Below are 25,520 nucleotides of genomic sequence, written 5' to 3' on the forward strand. Positions count from 1 at the left end.
TCGCGTTTTTGCGTCAGTAAATTGTCAGGTTGTGGCGTGAGCCTCAAGAATGCGAGGTCGCCGTTCGCGCTACGTCGACTGAATCCCGATACGCAACCGCATACATCGTCGCCACTACAAACGTGATCGGGACGCACAGCAGGACGCTCACTGCGCTCTGCGCCAACTCGGCATCCGTGTAGCCGGACGCGAGCATGCGCAGGGTGTAGCCGGCGTGGCCGGCCGCCGCGACCAGCAGCAAGAGCGCGAGCATCAGCGGCCAGCGCTTGTAAGGCATCGCGCCCCGCGCGCCGCGAAAACCGTACTTGCCGGCCACCGCCGCGCGCGGCAGGCTCAGGCCGTACACCGCAAGCGCGTACAGCATCGGCGCCCAGATCAGCGCCAGCGAGGCGAACAAGGCGCCCCAGAACAGCTTGTCGTTCGACCCGCCCAACACCATGTAGATCACGTAGGGCAGGTCCCCGGTGGCGCGGGCCACAGCGGTGACCGCGATGACCAGCGCGCCGAGCAGCGCCAGATGGCGGGCTTGCGCCGCGCCGCCGCGGGCGGCGGCGACGCCTGGCGAGTCTGGCAGCGTGATGACGCGATACCAGGCGAACGTCATGCGCGCCAAGGCGATCAGATTGATCAGCGCCAACGCAAGAAACAGCCAGCCGCCGTACGGAAACAGGTTGGCAATCAACAAGGCGAAGGGCAGCGACAGGGTGAATACCGCCAAGGACCAGGGCGCGGCGGCCAGCATGGCGCGGCCCTGCCGGCGGATGGCGCCAGCCGTCGCTGCGAGAAAGCGGCGTGCTCCGGGTTTGCTCGACAAGGGGGGGCTGCGCCTTACTTGCTACGGTAGTTGTTGGCGTCGCGTTCGCCGGCCCATTTGCGCAGGGCGGCGATGAACTCGGGGCATACGTTGCCGTCCACTTGGCTGTCGATGATGATGCTGTTCTGCATGCGCATCACCACGCTGCATTCGTAGACCTTCGTGCGGCCGCTGTAGTAGCCATGGTTGGTATTCTGGAACACGGGCGTGGCGGCGCTGGTCGACGTGGCCGGGATCATGCCGACCACCTGCTGCGAGGTGCCGGTCGAGACCCATTCGGTATAGGGCGCAGTCTGGTAGTCGGACCAGACCATTTCCATGGTGTTGCCGACCCCTTGCTTCTTCGAGGGTTCGCCCAACGCCGTGATGGCGTCGGCGACCGGCCGGCCTTTCATGTTCTTGGCCACGTTCACGCTGGGCGACAGCGACAGCCCCGACGAGAAGATATTGGTCAGCGATGGCAGCGTCGAACTGCCGCCCGTGGGCATCGGCGCGCAGCCGGCCAAGGCGGCCAGGGCCAGCGACACCGGCAGGGCGCGGCCCAGCCACCAGGTCGAACGGAGTCGCGATTTATTCATGCTGAGCCCAAGCTCCCTCAAAGATCCGGCGTGCCGCAACTTAATTCAGTGGCCGCAAAATCTTGTCTTGTTTTAGTTTCGTTTCGTGACTAGTCGTATCGCGACGCCCCAACTTTAACAGGCCGGCGGACACGCTCAGGCGGCCGCGCGGTACGGCGGCAAGCGTGGCCGATGTTACCGAAAAAATAGTGGCGCATCAGCTTTCCGCCGCTGAAAAATTGGTTACGTATTACCTGGAAATGCGAAAAAGCGGGCGATGGAAGACAAACTGTAACGTGCTACGATCCGCGCGTTCTGCGCCCCGGGGGGGCTTTGGCGATGAGATATCGCTGGGCCCGCGGCGCCACAACTACTGGATATTGCACACCCATGATGCTCACGCGATTGCTCGTTCAATTCCGTCCCACCGTGGCCGCACTGGCCGGCGCAGGCGCGCTGGCCTTGGGTCTGGCAGCCGCGCCGGCGGCGCATGCCGACACCCTTTACGGCGCAGTGGCCACCGACGAAGCGCACGCCAAGCTGTATTGGGTCATGCCCGAAACCTCCGCCAAGGAAGCGCAGGACGCCGCGCTGGCCAAATGCAACAAGGCTGGCGGCAAGGGCTGCAAGAGCGTCACCTCGTTCTCGGACAGCTGCGTGGCGTTCTCGCGCAATTCGCGCAACGACTTGTTCTGGGGCACCAGCGTGTCGTCAGAAGTGGCGGCGAAAAAGGCGATCCGCACCTGCACCAATGACAGCGCCGACGGCAAATGCAAGCTGGCCGTCATGCCGCTGTGCGCCGGTCCCGGCTACAGCGAAGCCGATCTGAAGGCGCCCGATACCGCCACGCCCGCCCAGTTGGAGGCCCTGTCGGCCAAGCTGGATTCGCGCGGCTACTGGGGCTCCGTGGCCGAGAAGGACTCGGGCCAACTGACTTACGCCGACGGCTATCCAAGCGAGAAGGAAGCGGTCGACGCCTTGCTCAAATGGGAAGACTGCGTCGGCTGCCGCACGGTGCTCACCTACACCGATACCTGCGTCGGCATGGCCTGGGGCAAGGGCAGCGAGGGCCGCGGCACCAGCTTCACCGCGAAGAATCCCGATCCGGTGAGCGCGCGCAACGAAGCGCGCGCCACCTGCGACGCCAAGAGCGGCGGCCTGACCTGCGTGGCCTTCGTGCGCTGCTCGGGGCGGGCTTACATCAGCGGGTACAAGGGCGAGGACGAGAAGGCCAACTGAGCGCGGCGCTCAGGCCACGATCCGCACGGGCGCTGCGGCCGGCGCCTGCGCCGCGGCGCGATGGCATTGTCTTCATTGTCGGGCAATACTTGACCAAAGGCGTGGCCGGAACGATTCTGTGGAAGATAGCCTGCGCCGCGCAGCGCCATGGCAATGAATTTTTTCCACGCGGGCGCCGCAGCGCGAGTTTGCTACCGGTTTATCCGGTTGACCCCGGATAGAGGAGGTTCCCATGGCCCTCGTCGTCCGACCCGCGCGTGCCGAGGACCTGCCGCGCGCGCAGCAACTGGTCACCCGCAGCATCAACGACCTTACCGTTCGCCACGGCTTCGGACCCATTGCCACGCCGCGGCCTGCTGATTTCCAGGCCTTTTGCCTGCGGGACGATCCGCGCGGCCTGTGGCTGGCCGATGATGCGGGCGATGTGGCCGGCTTTGCCATGAGCTGGGTCTGCGACCGGCTCTGGTTTCCCGCGGAGCTGTTCGTTGCCCCTGGCCGGCAGGGGCAGGGCATAGGTGACCAGCTGCTGCGCCGCACCTTGGCACAGGCGAGCCAGGCCGGCGCCAGCGAAAAGTGCCTGATTACCTTTGCCTTCAATCTCGTGTCGCAAGGACTGTATGTGCGGCATGGCCTGTTGCCGCGGGTGCCTATCCATTTATGCCGCGTGGAACGCGAGTCCTTGGCGCTTCAGACGCGGGGCGCCGCTTTTCGCGCCACGCCGATCGAGCAGACCGGCGCCGACCTCGATGCGCTGCGCAAGCTGGATGCGGCAGCCCTCGGCATTGCGCGAGAGAAGCATCACCGCTATCTGCTGGGCGATGCCAGCATCAAAGGGGTTTTCCTGAACGATGGGGGCGGGCGCGTCGGCTACGCCTACATCGCCGCAACCGGCCACATAGGTCCGATGGCGGTCATGCACGGGGACGCGATGCCGGGCGCATTCCGGACCGCACTGGACATCGCTGCGGCGGGACAGGGCAAGCAGGTCTCGGTCTTCGTTCCAGGGACCAGCGCGGCGCTTGCGGTCGCCGTTGAACTGGGCATGCGGTTTGCGTTGCCCATGGTGCTGATGTCGGCGGGGGAGCACGGCGATTGGACGCGGTATCTGCCGCGCAACCCGGGCTTCATGTAAGTCTGCCTGCCTCTGGCAAAAGCAGGTGGTTCGGGCTCGCGGCCGTTGGCGCGAAGAGGCCCATGACGGGGCGGACCAAGCGAGCTTGGGTGGTGGACGGAGGGGGATGGCCTTACATTGCGACTGAGAATAAATCTCAGTACAATCCGGCCACTTTCAACCGACCCGCGCCTTGTGGCTGGGTCGATGGCCAGCCAGCGGTTCCGTGTTCGTCATCCCGTTCCCTCCATTCTCCATTCGCCGAGCCGAGGCCCATCCAGGGCGCGCTCCCTCGTGGACGGCGCGTGCCTGCAACACGGGATGCACGGGATGAGCCGCAATCCCTTGCTGGCGTCCAGCGGCACGGCCGCGCCGGACAATGACAAGCGCGATGACTCGAGCGCGATCGCCAAGGCTTACGCGCGTTGGCGTCTGCCGCTCCTGCGCGGCCTGGCCCGCTTCAAGGGCAGCATAGGCAGCGCAGAGGACGCGCTGCACGATGGCGTCGTCAAATGGGTGGCTGCCAACCCCGCGTTGAATTCCTCCGATGAGCAGGGCGCGTATCTGCGCCGGACGGTGCTGAACGGCGTGGCGGACGAGTTCCGCGAGCGCCAGGCTGGCAGGCGTCTGCAAACGGTTTCGTTCGATGAGGCCGAAGAGGGCATGCAGGTCCTGGCGGCGGATGACGCTTCGTGTCCCATGCGCGCGGCGGCGCATCAACAGCGTTTGGATCGTTTGGGCGAGGCGATGCGGGAACTCCCCGAGCGTCAGCGCGAAGCCTTTGTGCTGAGCCGTTTCGACGGGCTGACCCAGGACGAAGTGGCCGCTCGCATGCAGATATCGCGACGCATGGTGGTCAAGCATCTGGCGCGGGCCATCGCTTACTGCGAAGTCCGGGTGCAATATGCTACGGTTGCGCAGATGCAGCAATTGCATCGCCCTGCCGGCGATGACGCCGGCCCGGACAATAACAACAATAGCGGTTCCGCCCCGTCATGACCGACCCATCTTCCTCAGCTCCGCCGGATACGCTTGCCTTGCATGAGGCCGCAGCCGAATGGCTGGTGCGGCGCCAGGATGCCAGCTGGTCGGCCGCGGATGAGCAAGCGCTGCATGCCTGGCTGGCTGCTCGTCCCGCGCATCGGCAGGCGTACTCCCGGGTATCGCGAACCTGGCAGGATTTGTCGCAGGCGCCCCGGCCTGCGTTGGCGTCGGATGGGCGGGCAGCCGCCAATCCACCCAGGCCCTTGCCGCAACACTCACGGACAGAGCCATCCGGCCGCCGTGTGGCCCAGCCCGGTTTCTGGGGCGCGCTGCTGGGGCGGCCCGTCTTCTCGAAGGCGTTCGCCGCCGCCTGTGCGGCCCTGGTCCTGGGGGGAGGCTACGGCTGGTATCGCTGGGACAACACCCCCGGCTATGTGCTGGACGTGAGCACGGCAGCGGGAGAAGTGCGTCAGGTGGATCTGCCCGACGGCTCCCACGTCGCCCTGAATTTCGCCAGCACGCTGCAGGTGCGCTACTACCCGCGCCGCCGCGAGCTGGTGCTGAACCGGGGCGAGGGGTTCTTTGACGTGGCGCCCGATACCGGGCGGCCGTTCACCGTCGACGCGCGCCAAAGCCGGATCACCGTGGTGGGCACGGCCTTCAATGTGCGCAACACGCAGGATGAAGTCATCGTCAAGGTGTCGCATGGCCGTGTGCGGGTGCAGCCCGATCGCGGCAAGGCCGGGTCGGAGTTGTCGCTGGGCGCGGAGCAAGGCGTGACCGTGGACGCGCGAAACGCCACCTATCAAGCGGTGGCGGCAGTGCCGGACGGCGTGGGCGGATGGCGCAATGGCCGTCTGGTGTACCGGCGCACGCCCTTGGGCGAGGTGGCCCAGGAAGTTGCGCAGTACTTGGGCAAGCCGGTGGCGCTGGCCAGCCCGGGCCTGAAGTCCTTGCCCGTCTCGGGCTTCGCCGCGACCAACGCGCCCGCCGCATTCCTGGAAGCCTTGCCGGATTTGCTGCCGGTGCAGGTCAAGCGCGCGCCCGACGGCGGCTATCTCATCCTGGACCGCTGAGCGTCCGGCAATCTAGCTGAAAATTATTTTTGTTTGCATGCGGTGTGCGGGTTCCCAATCCCGTCCCGCAATCCGTTTACTCCCGCAAGGCCGGTAGCGGCCAACAACGATGGGAGTGGGAATGGGACGGGGATTGTTGAAAGACGCGCTTGCAGGCGGCGCGTTGACGGCGGGCATGCAGCTCAGGGCCATGCCGGTGATGGTGGCGTGCGCGCTTGCCGTTCTGGCATCGCCCGCCGCGGTACAGGCACAGCAGGCGCAGGTGGATTTCAGCATTCCAGCGCAGCCGCTGGAACATGCCTTGAGACTGTTTTCGGAGCAGTCCCGGCATCAGGTGCTATTCGATGAGGCGGTGGTGGCGGGCAAGCACGCGCCTGCGGTCAATGGCCGTTACGCGCCGCGAGAAGCGCTCGACCAGCTGCTGGCCGGCACGAATGTGCGCGTGAACAGCGCCAGGCCGAACGTGTACACCTTGACGGTGGTCGGGCAATCCTCGTCCGACGCGGTGATGCTGCAATCGGTGACGGTCACCGGCAGTGGCATGGGGGGGCCGACCACCGAAGGAACCGGCTCGTACACCAGCGATGCCATCACGATCAGCAAGATGACGCAGTCGGTCAGGGAAACGCCGCAGTCGGTCAGCGTGCTTACGCGCCAGTTGCTCACCGATAAAAACCTGACCACGCTGGACGAGGCGCTGGCGCAGACGACAGGCGTAACGAAGTCGGCAAGAAACTTTGGCAACCACAAGTTCTCGATACGCGGGTTCACGGTGGACGACAGCAACTACCTGGTTGACGGCGTGGCCGGTGTGGTCTATGCCCCGGTCGGTTGGCTGCCCATCGACACCGCCGTCTTTGACCGGGTTGAGGTGCTGCGCGGCGCGGCCGGCTTGATGCTGGGATCGGCGGATCCCAGCGGCGCGATCAACATGGTGCGCAAGCGTCCGCGCAGCGAAGGCCATTTCGAGGGATTCACGACGGTGGGTTCCTGGGATAACTACCGCATGGAACTCGACGGCGGCGGCCCGCTCAACGAGTCCGGCACGGTACGCGGCCGGCTGGTCACCGCGTACCAGGACCGCCATTACTTCTACGACGGCACCAAGTCGAAATCGCCCCTGGTCTACGGCGTTATCGACGCCGATCTCGGGAGCGACACGACTCTGACGTTCGGCGCGCGCCACCAAGCCACCGACACGGACGGCTACTGGATTTTCGGCCTGCCGCGCTATACCGACGGCGGCGCGCTGGACGTTTCGCGCTCGACCTCGTTGCTTCAGGACTGGAACCGGCAGAAGGGCGAGGTGAACGAAGTGTTCGCTGAAACCGAGCACCGGTTCAACAAGGACTGGAAGGCGCGCCTGTCGCTCAACCATACCGAGGTCGACCTGGATCAGCGCGTGGCCATTCCGAGGGGGGGCGTGGATCGGGCGACCGGCGTGGGCTCGAGCTTCTACACCATCTATTTCAACAATGCGCACGTGAAGAGCGACGGCATCGACCTGAACACCACGGGCAGTTTCCAGGCGCTGGGCGGTACGCACCAGGTCCTGCTCGGCGCCAGCTGGTCGCGTCAGCGCGTCAACCAGAAATGGGCGTATCTGGACAACGACACGCCCATCAATGTGTATGACCCTGACCATTCCTCCATCCCGAAACCGGCGCGTCCGGCCTGGGACGGCGGGGAAACGTCGCGGCTGGAGCAGACCAGCCTGTACGGCAGCATGCGGCTGCAACTGGCGGACCCGCTGCACTTGTTGCTGGGCGGCAAGTTCAGCTGGTTGAAATACCGGTCCAATGATGGGCTGACAGGCGAAAAAACCCGGGACTATGAGCAGAAACATGAGTTCACGCCCTATGCCGGACTGGTCTACGACCTGGACCAGCAATGGTCCGTCTACACCAGCTATGCGGACACCTACCAGCCGCAGAGCAGCTACGTAACGTCTTCGGGCAAGCCGCTGGACCCGACCATCGGCGCCAACTACGAGGCTGGGGTGAAGGGTGAACTCTACGACGGACGCCTGAACGTTTCTGCGGCGGTGTTCGCCGTGAAGAAGTCCGGCGTCGCGGTGGAAGACATGGCGGCCACCGGAAGCTGCCCGGGGACGCAGGGCAACCCCGTTTGCTATCGCAACGGCGGCACCCTGCGCAGCAAGGGCTTCGAACTGGAAGCGAGCGGCGCGCTCGCGCCGGGCTGGCAGGTGATGGCAGGCTATACCTATCTCACCAGCCGCGACGACGAGGGTGGGACGATCAGCGCGGAGACCCCGCGCCATCTGTTCCGCCTGTCCACCACGTACCAACTGCCGGGCCGCTGGAATGCCTTCAGCGTCGGCGGCGGCGTGTCGGCGCAAAGCGGCTACTCATACGATGCCTACGACGACGAGTCGGTGCGGATGGGCGCGCCCGGCCGCGCGGTATGGGATCTGCGCGCGGGCTATCGCATCAACAAGCACTGGTCCGCCAGCCTGAACGTGGCGAACGCGTTCGACAAGGACTATTACGGCATGGTCAGCCAGATCCGTCGCGGCAACCATTATGGCGAACCTCGCAACGTGATGCTGACCTTGCGGGGGACGCTGTGACCGGCCATGCGCCTGGCGGTCCTTGCGACCGCCTGCGGACGCAGTCGTGACGGGGGGATTCCGCCAGAGCATGTCCTGGCTGCACACCTGGTGCGGCCTGACCTGTGGCTGGCTGCTGTGCGCGATTTTTCTGACCGGCACGCTCAGCGTGTTCCGGGAACCCATCACGCGCTGGATGGAGGCGGGCCCGTCGCCGGGCCCTGCCGCCGAGGCTGCCGACGCGCGGCAGTGGCTGGCAGGCGCTACGCAGGAGCTGTCGTCCCGCGCCGCGGGGGCTTCCGCCTGGGACATCTCCTTGCCGGCCCAGCCAGGGTGGCCCGTGCAGCTGTCCTGGCGCACGGGCGATGGCGGCCGTCATGAGATCTGGCTGGACTCCCGTACGGGCGTGGTGCAGCCCGCGCCCCAGATACGCGAGACCGAGGGCGGCCGGCATTTCATGTCCTTCCACTACACCCTGCACGGCGGCCTGCCGGGCTACTGGCTGGTGGGCTGGATATCCATGTGCATGCTGGTCGCGCTGGTGTCCGGCGTGGTGGTGCACAAGCGCATTTTCAAGGACTTTTTCACCTTCCGGCCGGGCAAGGGATTGCGCAGCTGGCTGGACGCGCACAATGCCACGGCGGTGCTCACGCTGCCGTTCCTGTTCATGATCGGCTACACCGGGCTGGCGTTCTTCTACACCAGCTACATGCCTTGGCCGCTGCATGCGGCGTATGGCGGGGACGCTGGCGCCTATCGCCGCTATCAGGCGGAACTTGCGCCCACCCCGCCTGCGCCTCGCATCGCAGGGCAGGGCGTTGGCGCAGTTCCGGATCTCTACCTCTTGCTGTCGCAGGCACGCGAGCTGACGGGACAGGACGCGGCGCGGATCACCATCGATCATCCTGGCTACGCGCGCAGCGTCGTCCTGGTGTCTGGCCGCAAGCCCCTGGCCGGCGCGGCGTCGCGCCTGCTCACCGAGAGCAGCCGGGTCGCGTTCGATGCGGACAGCGGAGCGGTCTTGCAGCTGACGCCAGCCCATCACGAGGAGCTGGCAGCGAAGCAGGTGCACGAGACGATCGAAGCCCTGCACAAGGCGGACTTCGGTGGCTGGACCATCAAGTGGCTGTACTTCTTCAGCGGCTTGATGGGCACCGCCATGATCGCCATCGGCACGCTGCTGTTCTCCATCAAGCGGCGCAAGAAGAGCGAGCACGAGTTCGGCGCGGCCACGGCGCGGATCTACCGCTGCGTCGAGGCCTTGAACGTGGCGGCGCTGGCAGGTATTGCCTTGGCGAGCATCGCCTACTTCTACGGCAACCGGCTGATCCCGGCCGCCTGGCCGGAACGCAGCGCCTGGGAGATCCGCTTCTTCTTCGCCGTGTGGGCGGCGACCTTGGTCCATGCCCTCTGGCGTGCGCCGCGCCAGGCCTGGATCGAGCAATTGGCCGCGGCGGCCGTGCTCTGCCTGGGGCTGCCGATATTGAACTGGGCTACGACGGGCCGTCATTTGTGGGCCTATGCCGCGAGCGGGGAGAAGCTGCCGGCGGCAGTGGAACTCACCGCGCTTGCGTCAGGGCTGCTGCTTGCATACATGGTCCGCGCCTTGCGGCGGCACTGGCACGGTGCGCCGGCGGGCGCCGCGCAGCCGTCACGGAAGGCGCGGGCCGCCATCGACGGCGCCGCAGTCCGTCGATGGGGGATCGTCAGCCGCGTGATCGCGGCCGCTGCAGGCGGCTATCTGCTGTCCGCCCTGGCCATGTCGGCGCTGGCGTTGGCGTGGCCGGCCGCGGCTGGCGCATCGCCGGCAGTCGGCGTGCTGGCCGGAACGCTTTTGAGCTTTGTCGTGTACACCGCGATTGGAGTGGGTGTGTTCGGCTCCCGTAGCGCGGGACGGGTGTGGGCGTTGATCGCGGTGGCTTGCCTGATGTCTGGCGTGGCCGTGCTCGGTCTGCGCGCATAGAGTTGCATGGTTCTATCCGCAATCACCGAGGGGAGATGTCAAGAATAGTCTCCCAACCCTCTCAATCGCGCCTGCATCAACTCCAGCAGCCCCCGCACCCGAGCGGTGGCTGAATGCCGGTGGCTATAAGCCCCCAGCAGCTGCAGTGGCGCGGGCCGCAGATCCAGCGGCACTTCCACCAGGCGGCCCGCCGCAAGGTCTTCCTGGCAGCCAAAGGCCGCCAGTATCGCGAAGCCTATGCCTTGCCGCGCGCCTGCGCCCGCAAGTTCGCCGCTGTTGACGCGATAGCGGCTGCGGACCGGCACTTTGACGATCTCGCCGGTGGCGTCGATAAATTGCCAGGGCTGCCCTTTGAGCGCGCTCAGCGTGGTGATGCAGGGCAGGGACTTGAACTCCCGCGCGTGGCGCGGCGTGCCGGTCTTGGCCAGCAAGCTCGGCGCGGCGACGACGATGCTGGGCAGCGTGGCCAGTTCGCGGGTGATGAAGGCGCTGTCGTCCTCGCGGCCGCGGTGGAAAACGATGGCGAGGTCCACGTCTTCGTCCCGCAGCGCCTCCAGGCCCGTCATGCGCGTGTCGCATTCCAGCTCCACGCCGGGGTGCTGGCCGCAGAATTCGGCCAGGATGGGAGCCAATAGCCTAGGGGCTTCGCCGGGCATGCACATCTTCAGGGGGCCGCGCAGCTCGCGTTGCGCCGCGCCGAGCTCTTCCTCGGTGGCGAGCAGGGCGTCGAGCAAGGGTTTGGCGCGTTCGTACAGCAGGCGGCCGGCTTCGGTCATGCGCAGGTGGCGGGTGCTGCGTTCCAGCAGGCGCACGCCCAGCTTGCGTTCCAGGGCGGCGACGTGGCGGCTGACGTTGGACGAAGGCAGGGCCAGCAATCGGGCTGCGCCGGCGAAGCTCTGTTCGTCGACGACGGCCGCATAGACGCGGACGGTGTTCAAGTCGAGGGCGTCGCGCATGATTGTCCCATTATAGGTATTAAACATCCCCATTTTCACATGCTAGTTCTCTTGGGTGGCGAAATCTAAGATGCCGTCACCGTTCGATGCGCCACCGGGGGTGGCGCGTTGGGGCGGTCTTTACAGGAGCGCTGCAGCGTGGAAATCGGAATACTGGGAGGCGGCATTGCGGGCTTGAGCGTGGCGCTGGCTTTGCGCAAGCAGGGGCACAAGCCGCGGGTCTACGAACGCCGGGCAGGGCCGGCGACCATGGGGGCTGGCGTGACGCTCTGGCCCAATGCCGGCTTTGTGCTGGAGCAACTCGGGTTGCTGCAGGACATCGCGGCGGTGGGCGGGCGGCCGGTGGCGATGCGCCGCCAGGATGCGGCAGGCAATCCGCTCGGTGGCCTCGATATCGCGTTGCTGGATCGGATGATGGGATATCCCACCCACACGGTTCTGCGCCGGGATCTGCTGGCAGTGCTGTTGGATCATGTGGCGCACGCCGGAATCCCGGTGGAATATGGGCATCGGGCGGTGGCGATCGATCTGGACGACGATGGCCGGGCCGTGGCGCGGTTCGAAAATGGCTCGAGCATCCGCCCGGATCTGCTCATCGGCGCCGACGGCCGCATGGATTCGGTGGCGCGCCGATTCGTCGCGGGCGACAACGCGCCGGTTTATCAGGGCTTCGTGAACTGGATAGGCGTGGCGCAGGCGGATAGCGCACTGGTCGACGAAATCGCCATCCAGGACTACTGGGGCGCGGGCGAGCGCTTTGGCGCCGTGGCGGTGCGGCCGGGAATGGTCTATTGGGCAGCGGCACAGGCGCGGCCCACTCCCCCGGCGGGGCCCGCAGCGGACTTGCGCCATGAGGTCGAGGGGGTGTTCGGAAGATGGCCCGAGCCCGTCGCTCGCCTCATCCGCGCAACGCCGGCGCATGCCATTCACCAGATCGCCGTGCATGATCTGGAACCCCTGAAAACCTGGCATCGGGCCAATGTGTTGCTGGTGGGCGATGCGGCCCATGCGCCCTTGCCGACATCCGGGCAGGGCGCGTGCCAGGCGTTGGAGGATGCCTGGCATCTGGCGCGATGCCTGGACGGCGCGGACCAGGGGCTGGATGCAACCCTGCGGGGCTTTGCCCGGATACGCGTTCCCAAGACGACGCAGTTGATCGAACAGGGGCGGGTATTTGCCCGCGGCCTGTTCGCCACCGATGCCGCGACCTGCCGCATGCGGGACGAGCGCGCCAAGACGTCCAATCCCTTGCGTGACGCGCAAGTCCTGGCGGGGGGATGGGCGCAAGGCTTGCCGATGCCCGGCGGCTTGGAAGCTACCGCGGCGGAAGAAGTCGGCTGCGGCAGCCTGTATCGGGTCTGAAGGCGGCCGCGGGCACGCGGCTTGCTGAGTGTGATGTCCGGTTGGACTGGAACAGCACCATGCCGAGCACCCGCATTTCCCAACGGCAGTCACCCGGCAAGCGATCGGACCGCGCCGAAGGTACCGTTCGCGCCTCAGCGGGCCGCGCCAAAGTCGGCCGCGTCAAAGCTCGCCGATCCGCGGCCGGCCGCGCCTCAGCCGGCCGCGCCTTAGCCGGCCGCGCCTTAGCCGGCCGCGCCAATCCAATATCCCGCTTTTTTGATCATTTCGCCGCGCATGTGACGAGGTGGGCCGGGTCGCCGATCGCGTTCGGGCTGGCGCTCATCACGGTGATCATCTGGGGCGCGTCCGGGCCGGCCTTTGCCTATTCTGAAGTCTGGCAGTTGGTGATCAATACCGGGACGACCATCGTGACCTTCCTGATGGTTTTTGTTATCCAGCAGAGCCAGAACAAGGATAGCGAGGCGCTGCACTTGAAGCTGGATGAACTGCTGATCGCGCTCGAGGGCGCGGACGAGCGGCTGGTCGATGCCGAGCGCTTGGACGAAGACAAGCTGCTGGCGCTGGCCGCCGCCTGCACGGCGCGCGCCAGGAAGGAACGGCGCCAGCGCCTGCGTAGCCGGAGACAGCCATGACCGAGACCAAACCGATGGTGCGCAAGGGGCAGTACGCCGGCCCGCTCGCGCGCGAGGAATTTCGCTTGCGCTTCATGCGGCGCTTCTACGATCCGGCCTTCCAGGGAGAGCGCGAGGCGCTGGAGCGCCTGGAAGCGATCGCCTGGAACGCCTACGAAGAGGGCCGCAAGTCGCCCGTCACAGTCAAGGCCGGGCCGGGCTACGCCGATCCCGACTACGACTTGTCGGTCGAATGGAAGGAAACGCGCGACCGGCTGGAGCGCGCCGCCGTGGCGCAGCGTGATCCGGGCGCGGCATCGCGCGTCCTGGTGATCATCGGCGCTGCGCGCAATGACGGCACCTGTCCGGGCGAGGTCTCCAAGAGCTGGCGGCTGGCGCGCATCGTCCTGAGTGAATTGCAGGCGGCCGGCGTGCAGGCCGATATGCTGGACCTCAGCCGCCTGACATCCGAATACCAATACCAGATCCATCCGTGCAAGGGCTGCGTGTCGACCGCGATGCCCTTGTGCCATTGGCCGTGCAGTTGTTACCCCAACCACTCGCTCGGGCAGGACAACGACGCCATGGCCGGCATCTACGAGCAATGGGTGGCGGCCCACGGGGTGATCCTGGTCGCGCCCACCTACTGGTACCAATCGCCCAGCCCCTTGAAACTGATGATAGACCGGCTGGTCTGCGGCGATGGCGGCAATCCCGATCCCACCTCGACGCGCGGCAAGGATCCGCTGAAGGCCAAGCAGGTCGAACTGGCCGGCTGGCCGTATCCCAAGCATCTGGCTGGCCGCGCCTACGGCCTGGTGGTGCACGGCGACGTGGCCGGGATCGAATTGCAGCGGCGCGCGCTCGCTGACTGGCTGGATTGGATGGGGCTGATCGACGCGGGCGCTGCCTCGCGGCTGGACCGTTACATCAGCTATTACCGCCCGTATGCCACCAGCCACGACGATCTCGACCAGGATCTGGCGGTACAGCAGGAAGTGCGCAATGTGGCGCGGGCCATGGCCAATATCCTGCCGCGTCTGCGGCGGGGCGAATTCGCGGCGCAGGACCAGGGCATCCGCAATCCCCGGCCCAAGTGAACCGCAGTAGCATGAAAGCAGGTTTCGACAGGAGGCCCTATGGAAAACGCCAAATGGGATTTCGAGCTTGAGCGTCCGATCGAGGACCAGGGCAGCTGGAGCATAGGATACGTGCTGGTGCCGCCGCTCGCGGGAGCGCCGCAAGAGCGGATTGCCGTCGAGGAACGCTTTGTTTCGGCCCAGGTGGCCATCGATGAAGCGACGCGGCTGGCGCAGATCCACGTCGCGGATCTGAATGGCGATACGGCGGCGTTCGAAAAGCCGACGGATACGGAAGTGCCGTTCGGCAAGAATCCGCGCTTCTGAGCCTCTGGCGCTGGCGTGGTGGCACGGCGCTTGCTGATTCCGGGCTGCGGCGGATGTCGCCGCACTTCCTGATAGGTGACGCGATGCCCCAGATCCAGTTTGAGTTGGCCTTGCATCCGATAACGATGGCGTCAGCGCCGCCACCCGGGACTGCGGCCCATCGTCCGCCGCCGGTAAACCCGGACGACGCCAGCGACAGCGCTCAGGGCGACGAAGTGCCAGACGAGGACATCGAGCCCGCCGACACGACGTCCGAGGACAACGCCGCCGAGGGCTCGGCTGACCGATAGCCTCGAGACCCGGGCTGCAGTCGCGAGGACGCATGCCCGGGGCTAGACATCGGGGCATCGGCAGGCGCCGCCGCGTCTAAAATGGCGCTCCGATCATTTCAAGGCGCCCATGGCGCCGCCTGCCCAGGTTCCCCATGCAAGAAAACACGTCCGCCGCGCAGCCGGCATCCGGAACGCCGCAACGCCAGAGATTCGAGTCGCTCGCGCAGAAGCTGGAGGCGCAGCGCGCCCGCCTGCGCTTGTGGCAGACCGTGCTGCCGGAATATCAGAAGAAGTACGAGGAAGCGCTGGCGCCGCTGGAGACCGTCGAGGTCGAACTGAAAGCCAAGCTGGTGGCCTGCTTCGACCATGCTTGCAAGCAGAAGGAACTGACCAAGGCGGAACGCGCCCTGGCGTCCGAGATCGCCGCGCAACTGGCGCAAGAGACGCTGGACGCCATCGTGCTGGACGGCACGCCGGCGGAATGCGATATGGATAGATTGAGGGCCCTGTATCTGAAGCATGGCGGCTCGGACTACGACGCCCAGCTGGACGAGGACGAAGAGGGCGGGGCAGCAGACGAAGCGGCGCGGCCGGCAGCCGCGCCGGCTCCGCAGGCGCTCGCGGAGATCGAGGCGTTGGCGGCCGCCGGCCCCGAGCGGCTGGCCGAAATCGATGAGGACCGCTACGCGCAATACAACCAGGCGCTGGAGGCGCAGCTTGCCCTCCTGGCCGGCGCAATCGCGGCGGAGGAAGACGGCTTCAAAGCCCGGTACCACTTCGATCCCGCGCAATCCATCGATCCCGCAGACCTGATGGAAGACCTGGACGCGGAGATCGCCGACGCCCAGGAATACATAGGCGAGCTCGACTTCGAACTCTCCCAGTTCGTCGACATGCAGCAGGTCAAGGCCTGGCTCAAGGCCATGAAGCAGCAGCTGGCCGCCACGCGCCGGCGCGAAGGGCGTGGCTGAGGATCAAGCCGCCGGACGCCGCGCGACGGGCACCGCCTTCATCACCGGCGCGGCGGTCTTGCCGGCGTCGGCCCGCGGCCGGATCATCATCGGGAAGAAGCGCCACAGGTACAGCGCGAAGGCCAGCGCCCAGGCCGTCGCCGAGGCATGCAGAAAGCCGATGGTGGCGGCGGTCGGGAGCAGGGCGGCCAGGCGCAGCAGGGCCGCCAATATCATCAGCGCATAGCTCAGCACCATGCTGCGGTCGGTCCGCAGCGGCCGGCCCAGGTGGCCGAGCGCGGTGCGCGTGACCATGCCCAGGATCAGCACCGAGAAACCGGCCACGCCGATCACGTGCGCGGGCCAGGCGGGCCGCAGCACATAGCCGGCCAGTTGCGCCGCGCCCACCAAGAGGCCCATGCCCAGGCCGCCATAGCCCGCGTACAGGATCCATAGCAGCGGCACCTTGCGCACTGCCCAGGGCTTCCACGATATCCATTGCGCCAGGGCGATCAGCCCGGTTGCGGCCAGCGCCAGCGCGGCCGCACGCGGCTGGCCCGCCAGCAGGCAGGCGATGGCGACGATGCCCGTGCCCAGCTGCCAATGGCCGCTGCGGGTGTGCGGCGGGATGTCCAGCCCGGCCACGGCGCGCTTGGCGAAAAAGGGAATGACGCGGCGGGCGATCAGCAGCGTCAGCACCGCCATGCACAGCAGGCCGGCATTGAAGTAGCGCATCAGCGCGTAGTAGTCGCCCTGGACCGCGGCCCAGAGGTAGAGCGCGTTGGTGGCAGCCAGGCCCAGCAGCAGGAAGGGAATGCCGTAATTGCGCTGATTGCGCGTGACGGCGACGGCGCGGCCCAGCGCGCCCGCGGCCCACAGGAAGAACAGCAGATCCGCGGCGGCGGCCACCACGAAAGCCGGCCGTCCGGGCGCCAAATAGCCCACGCGGGCCACGATCCACACCGCGCACAGGACCGCCAGGGGAGTCCCCCGCAAGGGGTTCTTGCCTGTCCAGTTGGCGCCTGCCGTCAGCAGGAAGCCCACCGCGATGGTGGCGACGAAGCCCCACAGCATTTCATGCGCATGCCAGGGCATGCCGCTCAACACGCCAGTCAGGCGCGCGGGCGCATGCACCCATAGCAATACGGACGCCAACGCCCAGAAGCAGCCCGCCAGGTACAGGGGCCTGAAGCCCATTTCCGTGAAGGCGCGCCACTGGGGACGCGGACGGGGCGGGGCAGCGGCGGGTTCTTCGATGCTAAGCAGCGTGCTCATGAGGGTCTGCGCGGCGCCGTTTCGGCTTCGCGTTTAAAGGTGTATTTGAAATGCATATTAACGCCAGTGCCGCGCGGCCGCCAGCGCCAAGGCTTGATCCAGCGCAAGCCCGGCCGGCAAGAAAGCGGTGACTAGTCACATCGGCAAGGGGCTTCTGGTCGGGTGGCGAATGGTCCGGAAGGCCCGCGGTGCCTAGGCTAGCCACATGTCTTCGTGAGTAAAGCGAGAGTAACCATGGCAGCAAGTCATTCCTCGGCCGGCGCGCCGATGCGGGTCCTGATTTCAAGCACGTTCGCCTTCACCATCTGTTTCGCGGTGTGGATGATCTTCGCGGTGCTGGGCATTCCCATCAAGGCGCAGCTGGGCCTGTCCGAAACCGAATTCGGCCTGTTGGCCGCCATGCCGGTGCTGACCGGTTCGCTGGTGCGCGTGCCGCTGGGCATCTGGACCGACCGCTACGGCGGCCGGCCGGTGTTCTTCATCCTAATGCTGCTGGCGGTGGTGCCGATCTGGCTGCTGTCCTATGCCACCGAGTACTGGCAGTTCCTGGTGCTGGCGCTGTTCGTCGGCCTGACCGGCGGTTCGTTCTCGGTGGGCACGCCCTATGTGGCGCGCTGGTTCCCGCGCAACAAGCAGGGCCTGGCGATGGGCGTGTTCGGCGCGGGTAATTCGGGCTCGGCCATTACCAAGTTCGTGGCCCCGGCGCTGATCGCGGCAGCCGGCGGCGCCTGGGTCATCGTGCCCCAGGTCTATGCCGTGGCGCTGCTGGTCACGGCCATACTGTTCTGGCTGTTCTCTTCTTCCGACCCGTCGCACCGCGTGAAGAGCGGCGCCAGCCTGTCGGCGCAGATGGCCATGCTGAAGGATCCCCGCGTCTGGCGCTACTGCCAGTACTACTCGGTGGTGTTCGGCGGCTACGTGGCGCTGGCGCTGTGGATGACCAAGTACTACATCGGCGAATACGGCTTCGACATGAAGCTGGCGGCGCTGCTGGCGGCTTGCTTCTCCCTGCCCGGCGGCGTGCTGCGCGCCGTGGGCGGCTGGATCTCCGACCGCTACGGCGCCTACAAGACCACCTGGTGGGTGATGTGGGTGTGCTGGGTGGCGTTCTTCCTGCTGAGCTATCCGCAAACGGAATTCACCGTCGCGACCGCCAACGGCCCGCGCAGCTTCGGTATTGCGCTGGGACCAGTCGCCTTCACCGTGCTGCTGTTCGTGGTCGGCATCGCCATGGCCATCGGCAAGGCCTCGGTCTTCAAGTTCATCTCGGACGAGTTCGGCGAAAACATCGGCGCGGTTTCCGGCATCGTCGGCCTGGCTGGCGGCCTGGGCGGCTTCGTGCTGCCGATCATGTTCGGCGTGCTGCTGGACCTGACGGGCGTGCGCTCCAGCGCCTTCATGCTGCTGTACGGCACCGTCTGCGTCTCCCTCATCTTCATGCACTTCAGTTTCCGGCCGGAAAGCGCGGCCATCGCCCGGCAACACGCTGCCTCTCCCTCCACCACCTCCTGAGAGTATCCCTATGTCTTCCACTCAAGTCCTTGCGCGCTGGGAGCCGGATAATCCCGGCTTCTGGAAGCAGACCGGCGCCCGCGTCGCCAACCGCAATCTCTGGATCTCGATTCCGGCGCTGATGCTGGCGTTCAGCATCTGGATGCTGTGGAGCGTGGTGGTGGTCAACCTGGACCGCGCCGGTTTCATGCTGTCCAAGAACCAGATGTTCTGGCTGACGGCGCTGCCGGCGCTTTCGGGCGCGACCCTGCGCATCTTCTACTCCTTCCTGGTGCCGGTGTTCGGCGGGCGCAAGTGGACGGCGATTTCCACCGCCTCGCTGCTGATTCCGGCGCTGGGCATGGGTTTCGCCCTGCGCGACCCGACCACCACCTTTCCGACCCTGCTGATCCTGGCGCTGCTGTGCGGCCTGGGCGGCGGCAACTTCAGTTCCAGCATGGCCAACATCAGCTTCTTCTTCCCCAAGGAGAAGAAGGGCTTGGCCACCGGGCTGAACGCGGGCATCGGCAACCTGGGCGTGTCCCTGGTGCAGTTCGTGGTGCCGGTGGTCATTTCCATCGGCGTGTTCGGCGTGGCGGGCGGCGAGCCCCAGGTCATCACCGCCAATGGCGCGCAACAGAACCTGTGGCTGCAGAACGCCGGCTTCATCTGGGTGATACCGATAGCGCTGGCATCCATTGCCGCCTGGTTCGGCATGAACGACATCGCCGACGCCCGTGCCTCGTTCGCGGACCAGGCCGTCATCTTCAAGCGCAAGCACAACTGGCTGATGTGCTGGCTGTACGTGGGCACCTTCGGCTCCTTCATCGGCTTCTCGGCGGGCTTCGCCATGCTGACCAAGACGCTGTTCCCGCAGGTCGATCCCATGGCCTATGCCTTCCTCGGCCCGCTGCTGGGCTCGCTGACGCGGCCGTTCGGCGGCTGGGTGTCGGACAAGCTGGGCGGCGCGCGGGTCACGCTGTTCACCTTCGCGGCCATGATCGCGGCGGTGCTGGGCGTGGTGACGTTCCTGCCGGTGGCCGGACAGGCTGGCAATTTCACAGGCTTCCTCACCATGTTCATCGTCCTGTTCGCGCTGACCGGCGTGGGCAACGGCTCGACCTTCCGCATGATTCCCGTGATCTTCCTGCGCGAACGCACGCAGGCGGCCGAGGGTAAGGGCGCCGCGGCGCAGAAGCAGGCTCAGGCGGACGCCGCCAAGGAATCGGCCGCGGTGCTGGGTTTCTCCGGCGCGATCGGCGCCTACGGCGGCTTCTTCATCCCGCGCAGCTTCGGCACCTCGCTGGAGATGACGGGCAGCGTGCAGGCCGCTCTGTATTGCTTCATAGGCTTCTACGCCACCTGCATGGTCATCACCTGGTGGTACTACGCCCGCCGCAATGCGCCGGTGCCCTGCTGAGGGGAAGCGGACGCGGCCGGAGTGACTAGTCATTCTGCCGCGCCCGGCCTGTGCCACCGGCGAATGGTCCGGAAGGCAGGCCGCGCCCACAATGGATTCAACAGCATCGATCGCAGTACGCGCCGGCCGGACCGGCGCTCTTGGAGAATAGAGAATGAGCCATTTTCTGGACCGCTTGAAGTTCATGTCGCGGGTGAAGTCCACCTTCGCGGACGGTCACGGCGAAACGGTCAACGAGGACCGCAAGTGGGAAAACGCTTACCGCGCCCGCTGGCAGCACGACAAGGTGGTGCGCTCGACGCACGGCGTGAACTGCACGGGTTCCTGCTCGTGGAAGGTCTACGTCAAGAACGGCCTGATCACCTGGGAAACCCAGCAGACCGATTACCCGCGCACGCGGCCCGACCTGCCCAACCATGAGCCCCGCGGCTGTCCGCGAGGCGCCTCGTACAGCTGGTACGTGTATTCGGCGCAGCGCGTGAAGTACCCGATGATCCGCGGCCGCCTCATCCAGATGTGGCGCGAGGCGCGCAAGACCATGGATCCCATCGCGGCCTGGGAATGGATCAGCCAGGATCCCGTGCGCGCCAAGCGCTACAAGGCCGTGCGCGGCCTGGGCGGCTTCGTGCGCGCCGACTGGGACACGGCAATGGAAATCGTCGCCGCCGCCAACGCCTTCACGATCAAGAAGTTCGGCCCCGACCGCGTGATCGGCTTCTCGCCGATTCCGGCCATGTCCATGGTCAGCTACGCGGCGGGCGCACGCTATCTCAGCCTGCTGGGCGGCGCCTGCCTGAGCTTCTACGACTGGTACTGCGACTTGCCGCCCGCCAGCCCGCAGATCTGGGGCGAACAGACCGACGTGCCGGAATCGGCCGACTGGTACAACTCGACCTACTTGATGGTGTGGGGCTCCAACGTGCCCCAGACCCGCACGCCCGACGCGCACTTCTACACCGAGGTCCGCTACAAGGGCACCAAGACGGTGGCCGTGTCCAGCGACTTCGGCGAAATGGTCAAGTTCGGCGACATCTGGCTGGCGCCCAAGCAGGGCACCGACGCCGCGCTGGCCATGGCCATGGGCCATGTGATCCTGAAGGAATTCCACCTGTCGGGCGCTTCGGACTATTTCCGCGACTACGTGCGGCGCTACACCGACATGCCGATGCTGGTGCTGTTGAAGGAGCGCGACGGCTTCCATGCCCCCGACCACTTCCTGCGCGCCTCGCACCTGGACGGCGCGCTGGGCGAACAGAACAACCCCGACTGGAAGACGCTGGTGCTGGACGCCAAGAGCGGCGACCTGGTCGCGCCCAACGGCAGCATCGGTTTCCGCTGGGGCGAGGGCGCGGTCAACGGCGGCGAGAAGGTCGGCCGCTGGAACCTGGAGTCCAAGGACGGCGGCAACGGCCGCGAGATCGAACCCACGCTGAGCCTGGTCGATCAGTCCGACGCCGTCGTGAGTGTGGGTTTCCCTTATTTCGGCAGCGAGCATGGCGAACTGCAGGTGCGCAACGTGCCGGCGCGCCGCATCCGCCTGGCCGACGGCAGCGAGGCCCTGGTGGCCACGGTCTACGACCTGCAGATGGCCAACTACGGCCTGGACCGCGGCCTGGGCGGCGGCAATGTCGCCAGCTCCTATGACGACGACGTGCCGTACACGCCCGCCTGGCAGGAAAAGCACACCGGCGTGCCGCGCGCGCAGGTGATCCAGGTGGCGCGCGAGTTCGCGCAGAACGCCCATGACACCGAAGGCAAGTCCATGGTGATCGTCGGCGCCGGCCTGAACCACTGGTACCACATGGACATGATCTACCGCGGCATCATCAACATGCTGATGATGTGCGGCTGCGTCGGCAAGAGCGGCGGCGGCTGGGCCCACTATGTGGGCCAGGAAAAGCTGCGTCCGCAGTTCGGCTGGGCGCCGCTGGCCTTCGCCTCGGATTGGGTTCGTCCGCCGCGCCAGATGAACGGCACGTCCTTCTTCTACGCCCACACCAGCCAGTGGCGCCACGAAAAGCTGAACGTCCAGGAAATCCTGGGACCGACGGCCGATCGCGGCCGCTACGGCGACCTCAGCATGATCGACCTGAACGCCCGCGCCGAGCGCATGGGCTGGCTGCCGTCGGCGCCGCAATTGCGCACCAACCCGCTGGACGTGGTGGCGCAAGCGGAAAGCCAGGGCAAGGATCCGGTGGCGTATGTCGCCGAACAGCTCAAGTCGGGCGACCTTCGCATGTCCTGCGAGGACCCGGACGATCCGGCCAACTTCCCGCGCAATATGTTCGTGTGGCGCTCCAACATCCTGGGCTCCAGCGGCAAGGGCCACGAGTACTTCCTGAAGTACCTGCTGGGCACGCAGAACGCGGTGTTCGGCGACGAAGCCGAAGCGATCAAGCCTACTGAAGTGACCTATCAGGAAGACGCGGCCGAAGGCAAGCTGGACCTGCTGACCGTGCTGGACTTCCGCATGAGCACCACCTGCCTGTACGGCGATATCGTGCTGCCCACGGCCACCTGGTACGAAAAGGACGACCTCAACACCTCGGACATGCACCCGTTCATCCATCCGCTGAGCGAAGCCGTGCAGCCCTTGTGGGAAAGCAAGACCGACTGGGAGATCTACAAGCTGCTGGCCAAGAAGTTCAGCGACATCGGCGGTCCCTATCTGGGCAAGCGCCGCGACGTGGTGCTGACGCCGCTGATGCATGACACCCCGGGAGAGCTGGGCCAGGCTTTCGAACCCAAGGACTGGAAGCTGGGCGAATGCGACCTGATCCCCGGCAAGACCGCGCCCAACATGACCGTGGTCGAGCGCGACTACAACGACATCTACCGCAAGTTCACCTCGGTGGGGCCGTTGCTGGACAAGCTGGGCAACGGCGGCAAGGGCATCAACTGGAACACCGAGCACGAAGTGCACGAGCTGGCCGGCATCAACGAGGCCGTGACCGAGCCAGGCGTGAGCCACGGCCGGCCCAAGCTAGACACCGCCATCGACGCGGCCGAGATGATCCTGACCTTCGCGCCCGAGACCAATGGCCACGTGTCGGTCAAGGCCTGGGAAGCCTTGAGCAAGATCACGGGGCGTGAGCACGCGCACCTGGCCATCGGCCGCGAGCACGACAAGATCCGCTTCCGCGACATCCAGGCGCAGCCGCGCAAGATTATTTCCGCGCCCACCTGGTCGGGCCTGGAAAGCGAAGAGGTCAGCTACAACGCCGGCTATACCAACGTGCACGAGCTGATTCCATGGCGCACGCTGACTGGCCGCCAGCAGTTCTATCAGGACCATCGCTGGATGCTGGACTTCGGCGAAGGCTCCTGCGTGTACAAGCCGGCCATCGACACCAAGACGGTTGCGCCCATGCTGGGCCGCTACCCGAACGGCGAGAAGGAACTGGTCCTGAACTGGCTGACGCCGCACCAGAAGTGGGGCATCCACAGCACGTACTCGGACAACCTGCGCATGCTGACCCTGAGCCGCGGCGGTCCCCACGTGTGGATTTCGGAAGCCGAGGCCAAGCAGGCCGGGCTGGTCGACAACGACTGGGTCGAAGTGTTCAACGTGAACGGCACCCTGACGGCGCGGGTGGTGGTCAGCCAGCGCGTGCCGGTCGGCATGTGCCTGATGTACCACGCGCAGGAAAAGATCGTGAACGTGCCGGGCGCGGAAACCAGCGGCAAGCGCGGCGGCATCCATAACTCGGTCACGCGCACGGTGCTCAAGCCCACGCACATGATCGGCGGCTATGCCCAGCAGGCCTACGGCTTCAATTACTACGGCACGGTGGGCGCCAACCGCGACGAATTCGTGGTGCTGCGCAAGATGAAGAAGGTGGACTGGCTGGAAGGTCCGCTGGTCGAAACGCAACAAGAAGAGAAGCAATCATGAGGATACGCGCCCAAATCGGCATGGTGCTGAACCTGGACAAGTGCATTGGCTGCCACACTTGCTCGGTCACCTGCAAGAACGTCTGGACCAGCCGCGACGGTGTCGAGTACGCCTGGTTCAACAACGTGGAAACCAAGCCCGGCATCGGCTATCCCAAGGAATGGGAGAACCAGGAGAAGTGGAAGGGCGGCTGGAAGCGTACCGCCGGCGGCAAGCTGGAACCGCGCCAGGGCGGCAAGCTGCGCATCCTGGCCAATCTCTTCGCCAACCCGAATCTGCCGCAGATCGACGACTATTACGAGCCGTTCACCTTCGACTACGAGCACCTGCAGAAGGCGCCGCTGTCGCAGACTCCGCCCACCGCGCGTCCGGTGTCGGTGCTGACCGGCAAGAAGATGGACAAGATCCATTGGGGCCCGAACTGGGAAGACGACCTGGGCGGCGAGTTCAGCGCGCGCAGCCGCGACGCGCTGTTCGAGGGCGTGCAGAAGGAGATGTACTCGACCTTCGAGAACACCTTCATGATGTATCTGCCGCGCCTGTGCGAGCACTGCCTGAACCCGGCCTGTGTCGCCAGCTGCCCGTCCGGTTCCATCTACAAGCGTGAAGACGACGGCATCGTGCTGGTCGACCAGGATAAGTGCCGCGGCTGGCGCATGTGCATCTCCGGCTGCCCGTACAAGAAGATCTACTACAACTGGAGCAGCGGCAAGGCCGAGAAGTGCACCTTCTGCTATCCGCGCATCGAGGCCGGCCAGCCGACCGTGTGCTCGGAGACCTGCGTGGGCCGCATCCGCTACCTGGGCGTGATGCTGTACGACGCCGACCAGATCGAGCACGCCGCGTCCACCGCCAACGAGCAGGACCTGTACCAGTCGCAGCTCGACCTGTTCCTGGATCCGCATTCGCCCGAGGTGATCGCCGCCGCGCGCGAACAGGGCATCCCCGAATCCTGGCTGGAAGCCGCCCGCAAATCGCCGGTCTACAAGATGGCGATGGAATGGCGCGTCGCCTTCCCGCTGCATCCGGAATACCGCACCTTGCCCATGGTCTGGTACATCCCGCCGCTGTCGCCCATCCAGACGGCCGCCGAGTCCGGCCAGATGCCGAGCCGCACGGTGGGTAAGAGCGCCATGATCCCGGACGTTTCCAGCCTGCGCATCCCGGTGCGCTACCTGGCCAACCTGTTGACGGCGGGCAAGGAAGCGCCTGTGGTGCAGGCGCTGGAACGGATGCTGGCCATGCGCGCCTACAAGCGCTCCGAAACCGTGCACGGCGAACGCGACACCGCCTTGCTGGAGCAGGTCGGCTTGTCCGAGGCGACCGTGCAGGACATGTACAAGATCATGGCCATCGCCGACTACGAAGATCGCTTCGTGGTGCCCAGCAGCCACAAGGAAGTGGTCGAGGACAGCTTCAACGAGAAGGGCAGCTGCGGCTTCACCTTCGGCAACGGCTGCTCGGGCGGGGTGTCGGAAGGCACCTTGTTCGGACGCAAGCCCCAGGGCAGCGAGATCTTCATCGAGATGCCGAAATCGCGCAAGAAGGCCGCCACGGCCTAGGAAA

Annotated in this window: 20 protein-coding genes; 16 read left to right on the top strand and 4 right to left on the bottom strand. The window is 66.1% G+C overall.

The genetic code is table 11. The features are described 5' to 3' along the window. Positions 1-43: 43 nt before the first annotated feature. A complete protein-coding gene (locus WBB14_RS29890; RefSeq protein ID WP_424242968.1) occupies positions 44-814 on the bottom strand; it encodes a hypothetical protein in 771 nt (256 codons plus the stop codon). A 14-nt stretch (positions 815-828) separates the two neighbouring features. Further along, on the bottom strand, positions 829-1,392 hold the full coding sequence (locus WBB14_RS29895) for a hypothetical protein (protein WP_424242969.1): 564 nt from the start codon (positions 1,390-1,392) through the stop codon (positions 829-831). Between the two features lie 369 nt (positions 1,393-1,761). Here WBB14_RS29895 and WBB14_RS29900 point away from each other — a divergent pair, with 369 nt between their 5' ends. The 6 genes from WBB14_RS29900 (at position 1,762) to WBB14_RS29925 (ending at position 10,313) form a co-directional block, all read left to right on the top strand. Continuing rightward, on the top strand, positions 1,762-2,610 hold the full coding sequence (locus WBB14_RS29900; RefSeq protein WP_424242970.1) for a DUF4189 domain-containing protein: 849 nt from the start codon (positions 1,762-1,764) through the stop codon (positions 2,608-2,610). 232 nt (positions 2,611-2,842) lie between these two features. Next, positions 2,843-3,742, top strand: coding sequence for an N-acetyltransferase family protein (locus WBB14_RS29905; protein WP_424242971.1), 900 nt, complete (start codon positions 2,843-2,845; stop codon positions 3,740-3,742). Positions 3,743-3,928: 186 nt separating this feature from the next. Beyond that, positions 3,929-4,720 carry an RNA polymerase sigma factor gene (locus tag WBB14_RS29910; RefSeq protein WP_424242972.1) on the top strand — a complete coding sequence of 264 codons (792 nt, stop codon included), beginning with the start codon at positions 3,929-3,931 and terminating at the stop codon, positions 4,718-4,720. 38 nt (positions 4,721-4,758) lie between these two features. After that, on the top strand, positions 4,759-5,781 hold the full coding sequence (locus WBB14_RS29915) for a FecR family protein (protein WP_424242973.1): 1,023 nt from the start codon (positions 4,759-4,761) through the stop codon (positions 5,779-5,781). A gap of 121 nt (positions 5,782-5,902) precedes the next feature. Next, a complete protein-coding gene (locus WBB14_RS29920; protein WP_424242974.1) occupies positions 5,903-8,371 on the top strand; it encodes a TonB-dependent siderophore receptor in 2,469 nt (822 codons plus the stop codon). Between the two features lie 70 nt (positions 8,372-8,441). After that, entirely contained in the window at positions 8,442-10,313 is a 1,872-nt protein-coding gene (locus tag WBB14_RS29925; protein WP_424242975.1) for a PepSY-associated TM helix domain-containing protein, read from the top strand. Positions 10,314-10,351: 38 nt separating this feature from the next. Here WBB14_RS29925 and WBB14_RS29930 read toward each other — a convergent pair whose 3' ends face one another. Then, positions 10,352-11,269, bottom strand: coding sequence for a LysR family transcriptional regulator (locus WBB14_RS29930; RefSeq protein ID WP_424242976.1), 918 nt, complete (start codon positions 11,267-11,269; stop codon positions 10,352-10,354). A gap of 138 nt (positions 11,270-11,407) precedes the next feature. Between WBB14_RS29930 and WBB14_RS29935 the strand changes: the two genes are divergently transcribed. The 6 genes from WBB14_RS29935 to WBB14_RS29960 all read left to right on the top strand — a co-directional run bounded on the left by WBB14_RS29935 (position 11,408) and on the right by WBB14_RS29960 (position 15,894). Then, complete coding sequence (locus WBB14_RS29935; RefSeq protein ID WP_424242977.1) at positions 11,408-12,631, top strand: FAD-dependent monooxygenase; 1,224 nt, start codon at positions 11,408-11,410, stop codon at positions 12,629-12,631. 59 nt (positions 12,632-12,690) lie between these two features. Next, positions 12,691-13,266: a low affinity iron permease family protein gene (locus tag WBB14_RS29940; RefSeq protein ID WP_424242978.1), complete on the top strand. Its 576-nt coding sequence runs from the start codon at positions 12,691-12,693 to the stop codon at positions 13,264-13,266. Then, positions 13,263-14,345 (top strand): flavodoxin family protein, encoded by a 1,083-nt coding sequence (locus WBB14_RS29945; protein WP_424242979.1) that lies wholly within the window; start codon positions 13,263-13,265, stop codon positions 14,343-14,345. The genes WBB14_RS29940 and WBB14_RS29945 overlap by 4 nt, the downstream gene beginning before the upstream one ends. A gap of 39 nt (positions 14,346-14,384) precedes the next feature. Next, positions 14,385-14,651 carry a hypothetical protein gene (locus tag WBB14_RS29950; protein ID WP_424242980.1) on the top strand — a complete coding sequence of 89 codons (267 nt, stop codon included), beginning with the start codon at positions 14,385-14,387 and terminating at the stop codon, positions 14,649-14,651. Positions 14,652-14,761: 110 nt separating this feature from the next. Continuing rightward, positions 14,762-14,941 carry a hypothetical protein gene (locus WBB14_RS29955; protein WP_424242981.1) on the top strand — a complete coding sequence of 60 codons (180 nt, stop codon included), beginning with the start codon at positions 14,762-14,764 and terminating at the stop codon, positions 14,939-14,941. Between the two features lie 134 nt (positions 14,942-15,075). Next, positions 15,076-15,894, top strand: coding sequence for a hypothetical protein (locus WBB14_RS29960; RefSeq protein ID WP_424242982.1), 819 nt, complete (start codon positions 15,076-15,078; stop codon positions 15,892-15,894). A gap of 3 nt (positions 15,895-15,897) precedes the next feature. Here WBB14_RS29960 and WBB14_RS29965 read toward each other — a convergent pair whose 3' ends face one another. After that, positions 15,898-17,148 carry an NnrS family protein gene (locus tag WBB14_RS29965; RefSeq protein ID WP_424242983.1) on the bottom strand — a complete coding sequence of 417 codons (1,251 nt, stop codon included), beginning with the start codon at positions 17,146-17,148 and terminating at the stop codon, positions 15,898-15,900. Between the two features lie 234 nt (positions 17,149-17,382). Here WBB14_RS29965 and WBB14_RS29970 point away from each other — a divergent pair, with 234 nt between their 5' ends. The 4 genes from WBB14_RS29970 (at position 17,383) to narH (ending at position 25,516) form a co-directional block, all read left to right on the top strand. Further along, positions 17,383-18,660 carry an MFS transporter gene (locus tag WBB14_RS29970; RefSeq protein ID WP_424242984.1) on the top strand — a complete coding sequence of 426 codons (1,278 nt, stop codon included), beginning with the start codon at positions 17,383-17,385 and terminating at the stop codon, positions 18,658-18,660. A gap of 10 nt (positions 18,661-18,670) precedes the next feature. Continuing rightward, positions 18,671-20,059: a NarK family nitrate/nitrite MFS transporter gene (locus WBB14_RS29975; protein ID WP_424242985.1), complete on the top strand. Its 1,389-nt coding sequence runs from the start codon at positions 18,671-18,673 to the stop codon at positions 20,057-20,059. Between the two features lie 154 nt (positions 20,060-20,213). After that, a complete protein-coding gene (locus tag WBB14_RS29980; RefSeq protein WP_424242986.1) occupies positions 20,214-23,954 on the top strand; it encodes a nitrate reductase subunit alpha in 3,741 nt (1,246 codons plus the stop codon). Next, positions 23,951-25,516: a nitrate reductase subunit beta gene (gene narH / locus WBB14_RS29985; protein WP_424242987.1), complete on the top strand. Its 1,566-nt coding sequence runs from the start codon at positions 23,951-23,953 to the stop codon at positions 25,514-25,516. The genes WBB14_RS29980 and narH overlap by 4 nt, the downstream gene beginning before the upstream one ends. The last annotated feature ends 4 nt before the right edge of the window (positions 25,517-25,520 follow it).

Source organism: Achromobacter sp. (genome assembly GCF_049647645.1).
In the GTDB taxonomy this organism is placed as follows: domain Bacteria; phylum Pseudomonadota; class Gammaproteobacteria; order Burkholderiales; family Burkholderiaceae_B; genus Achromobacter.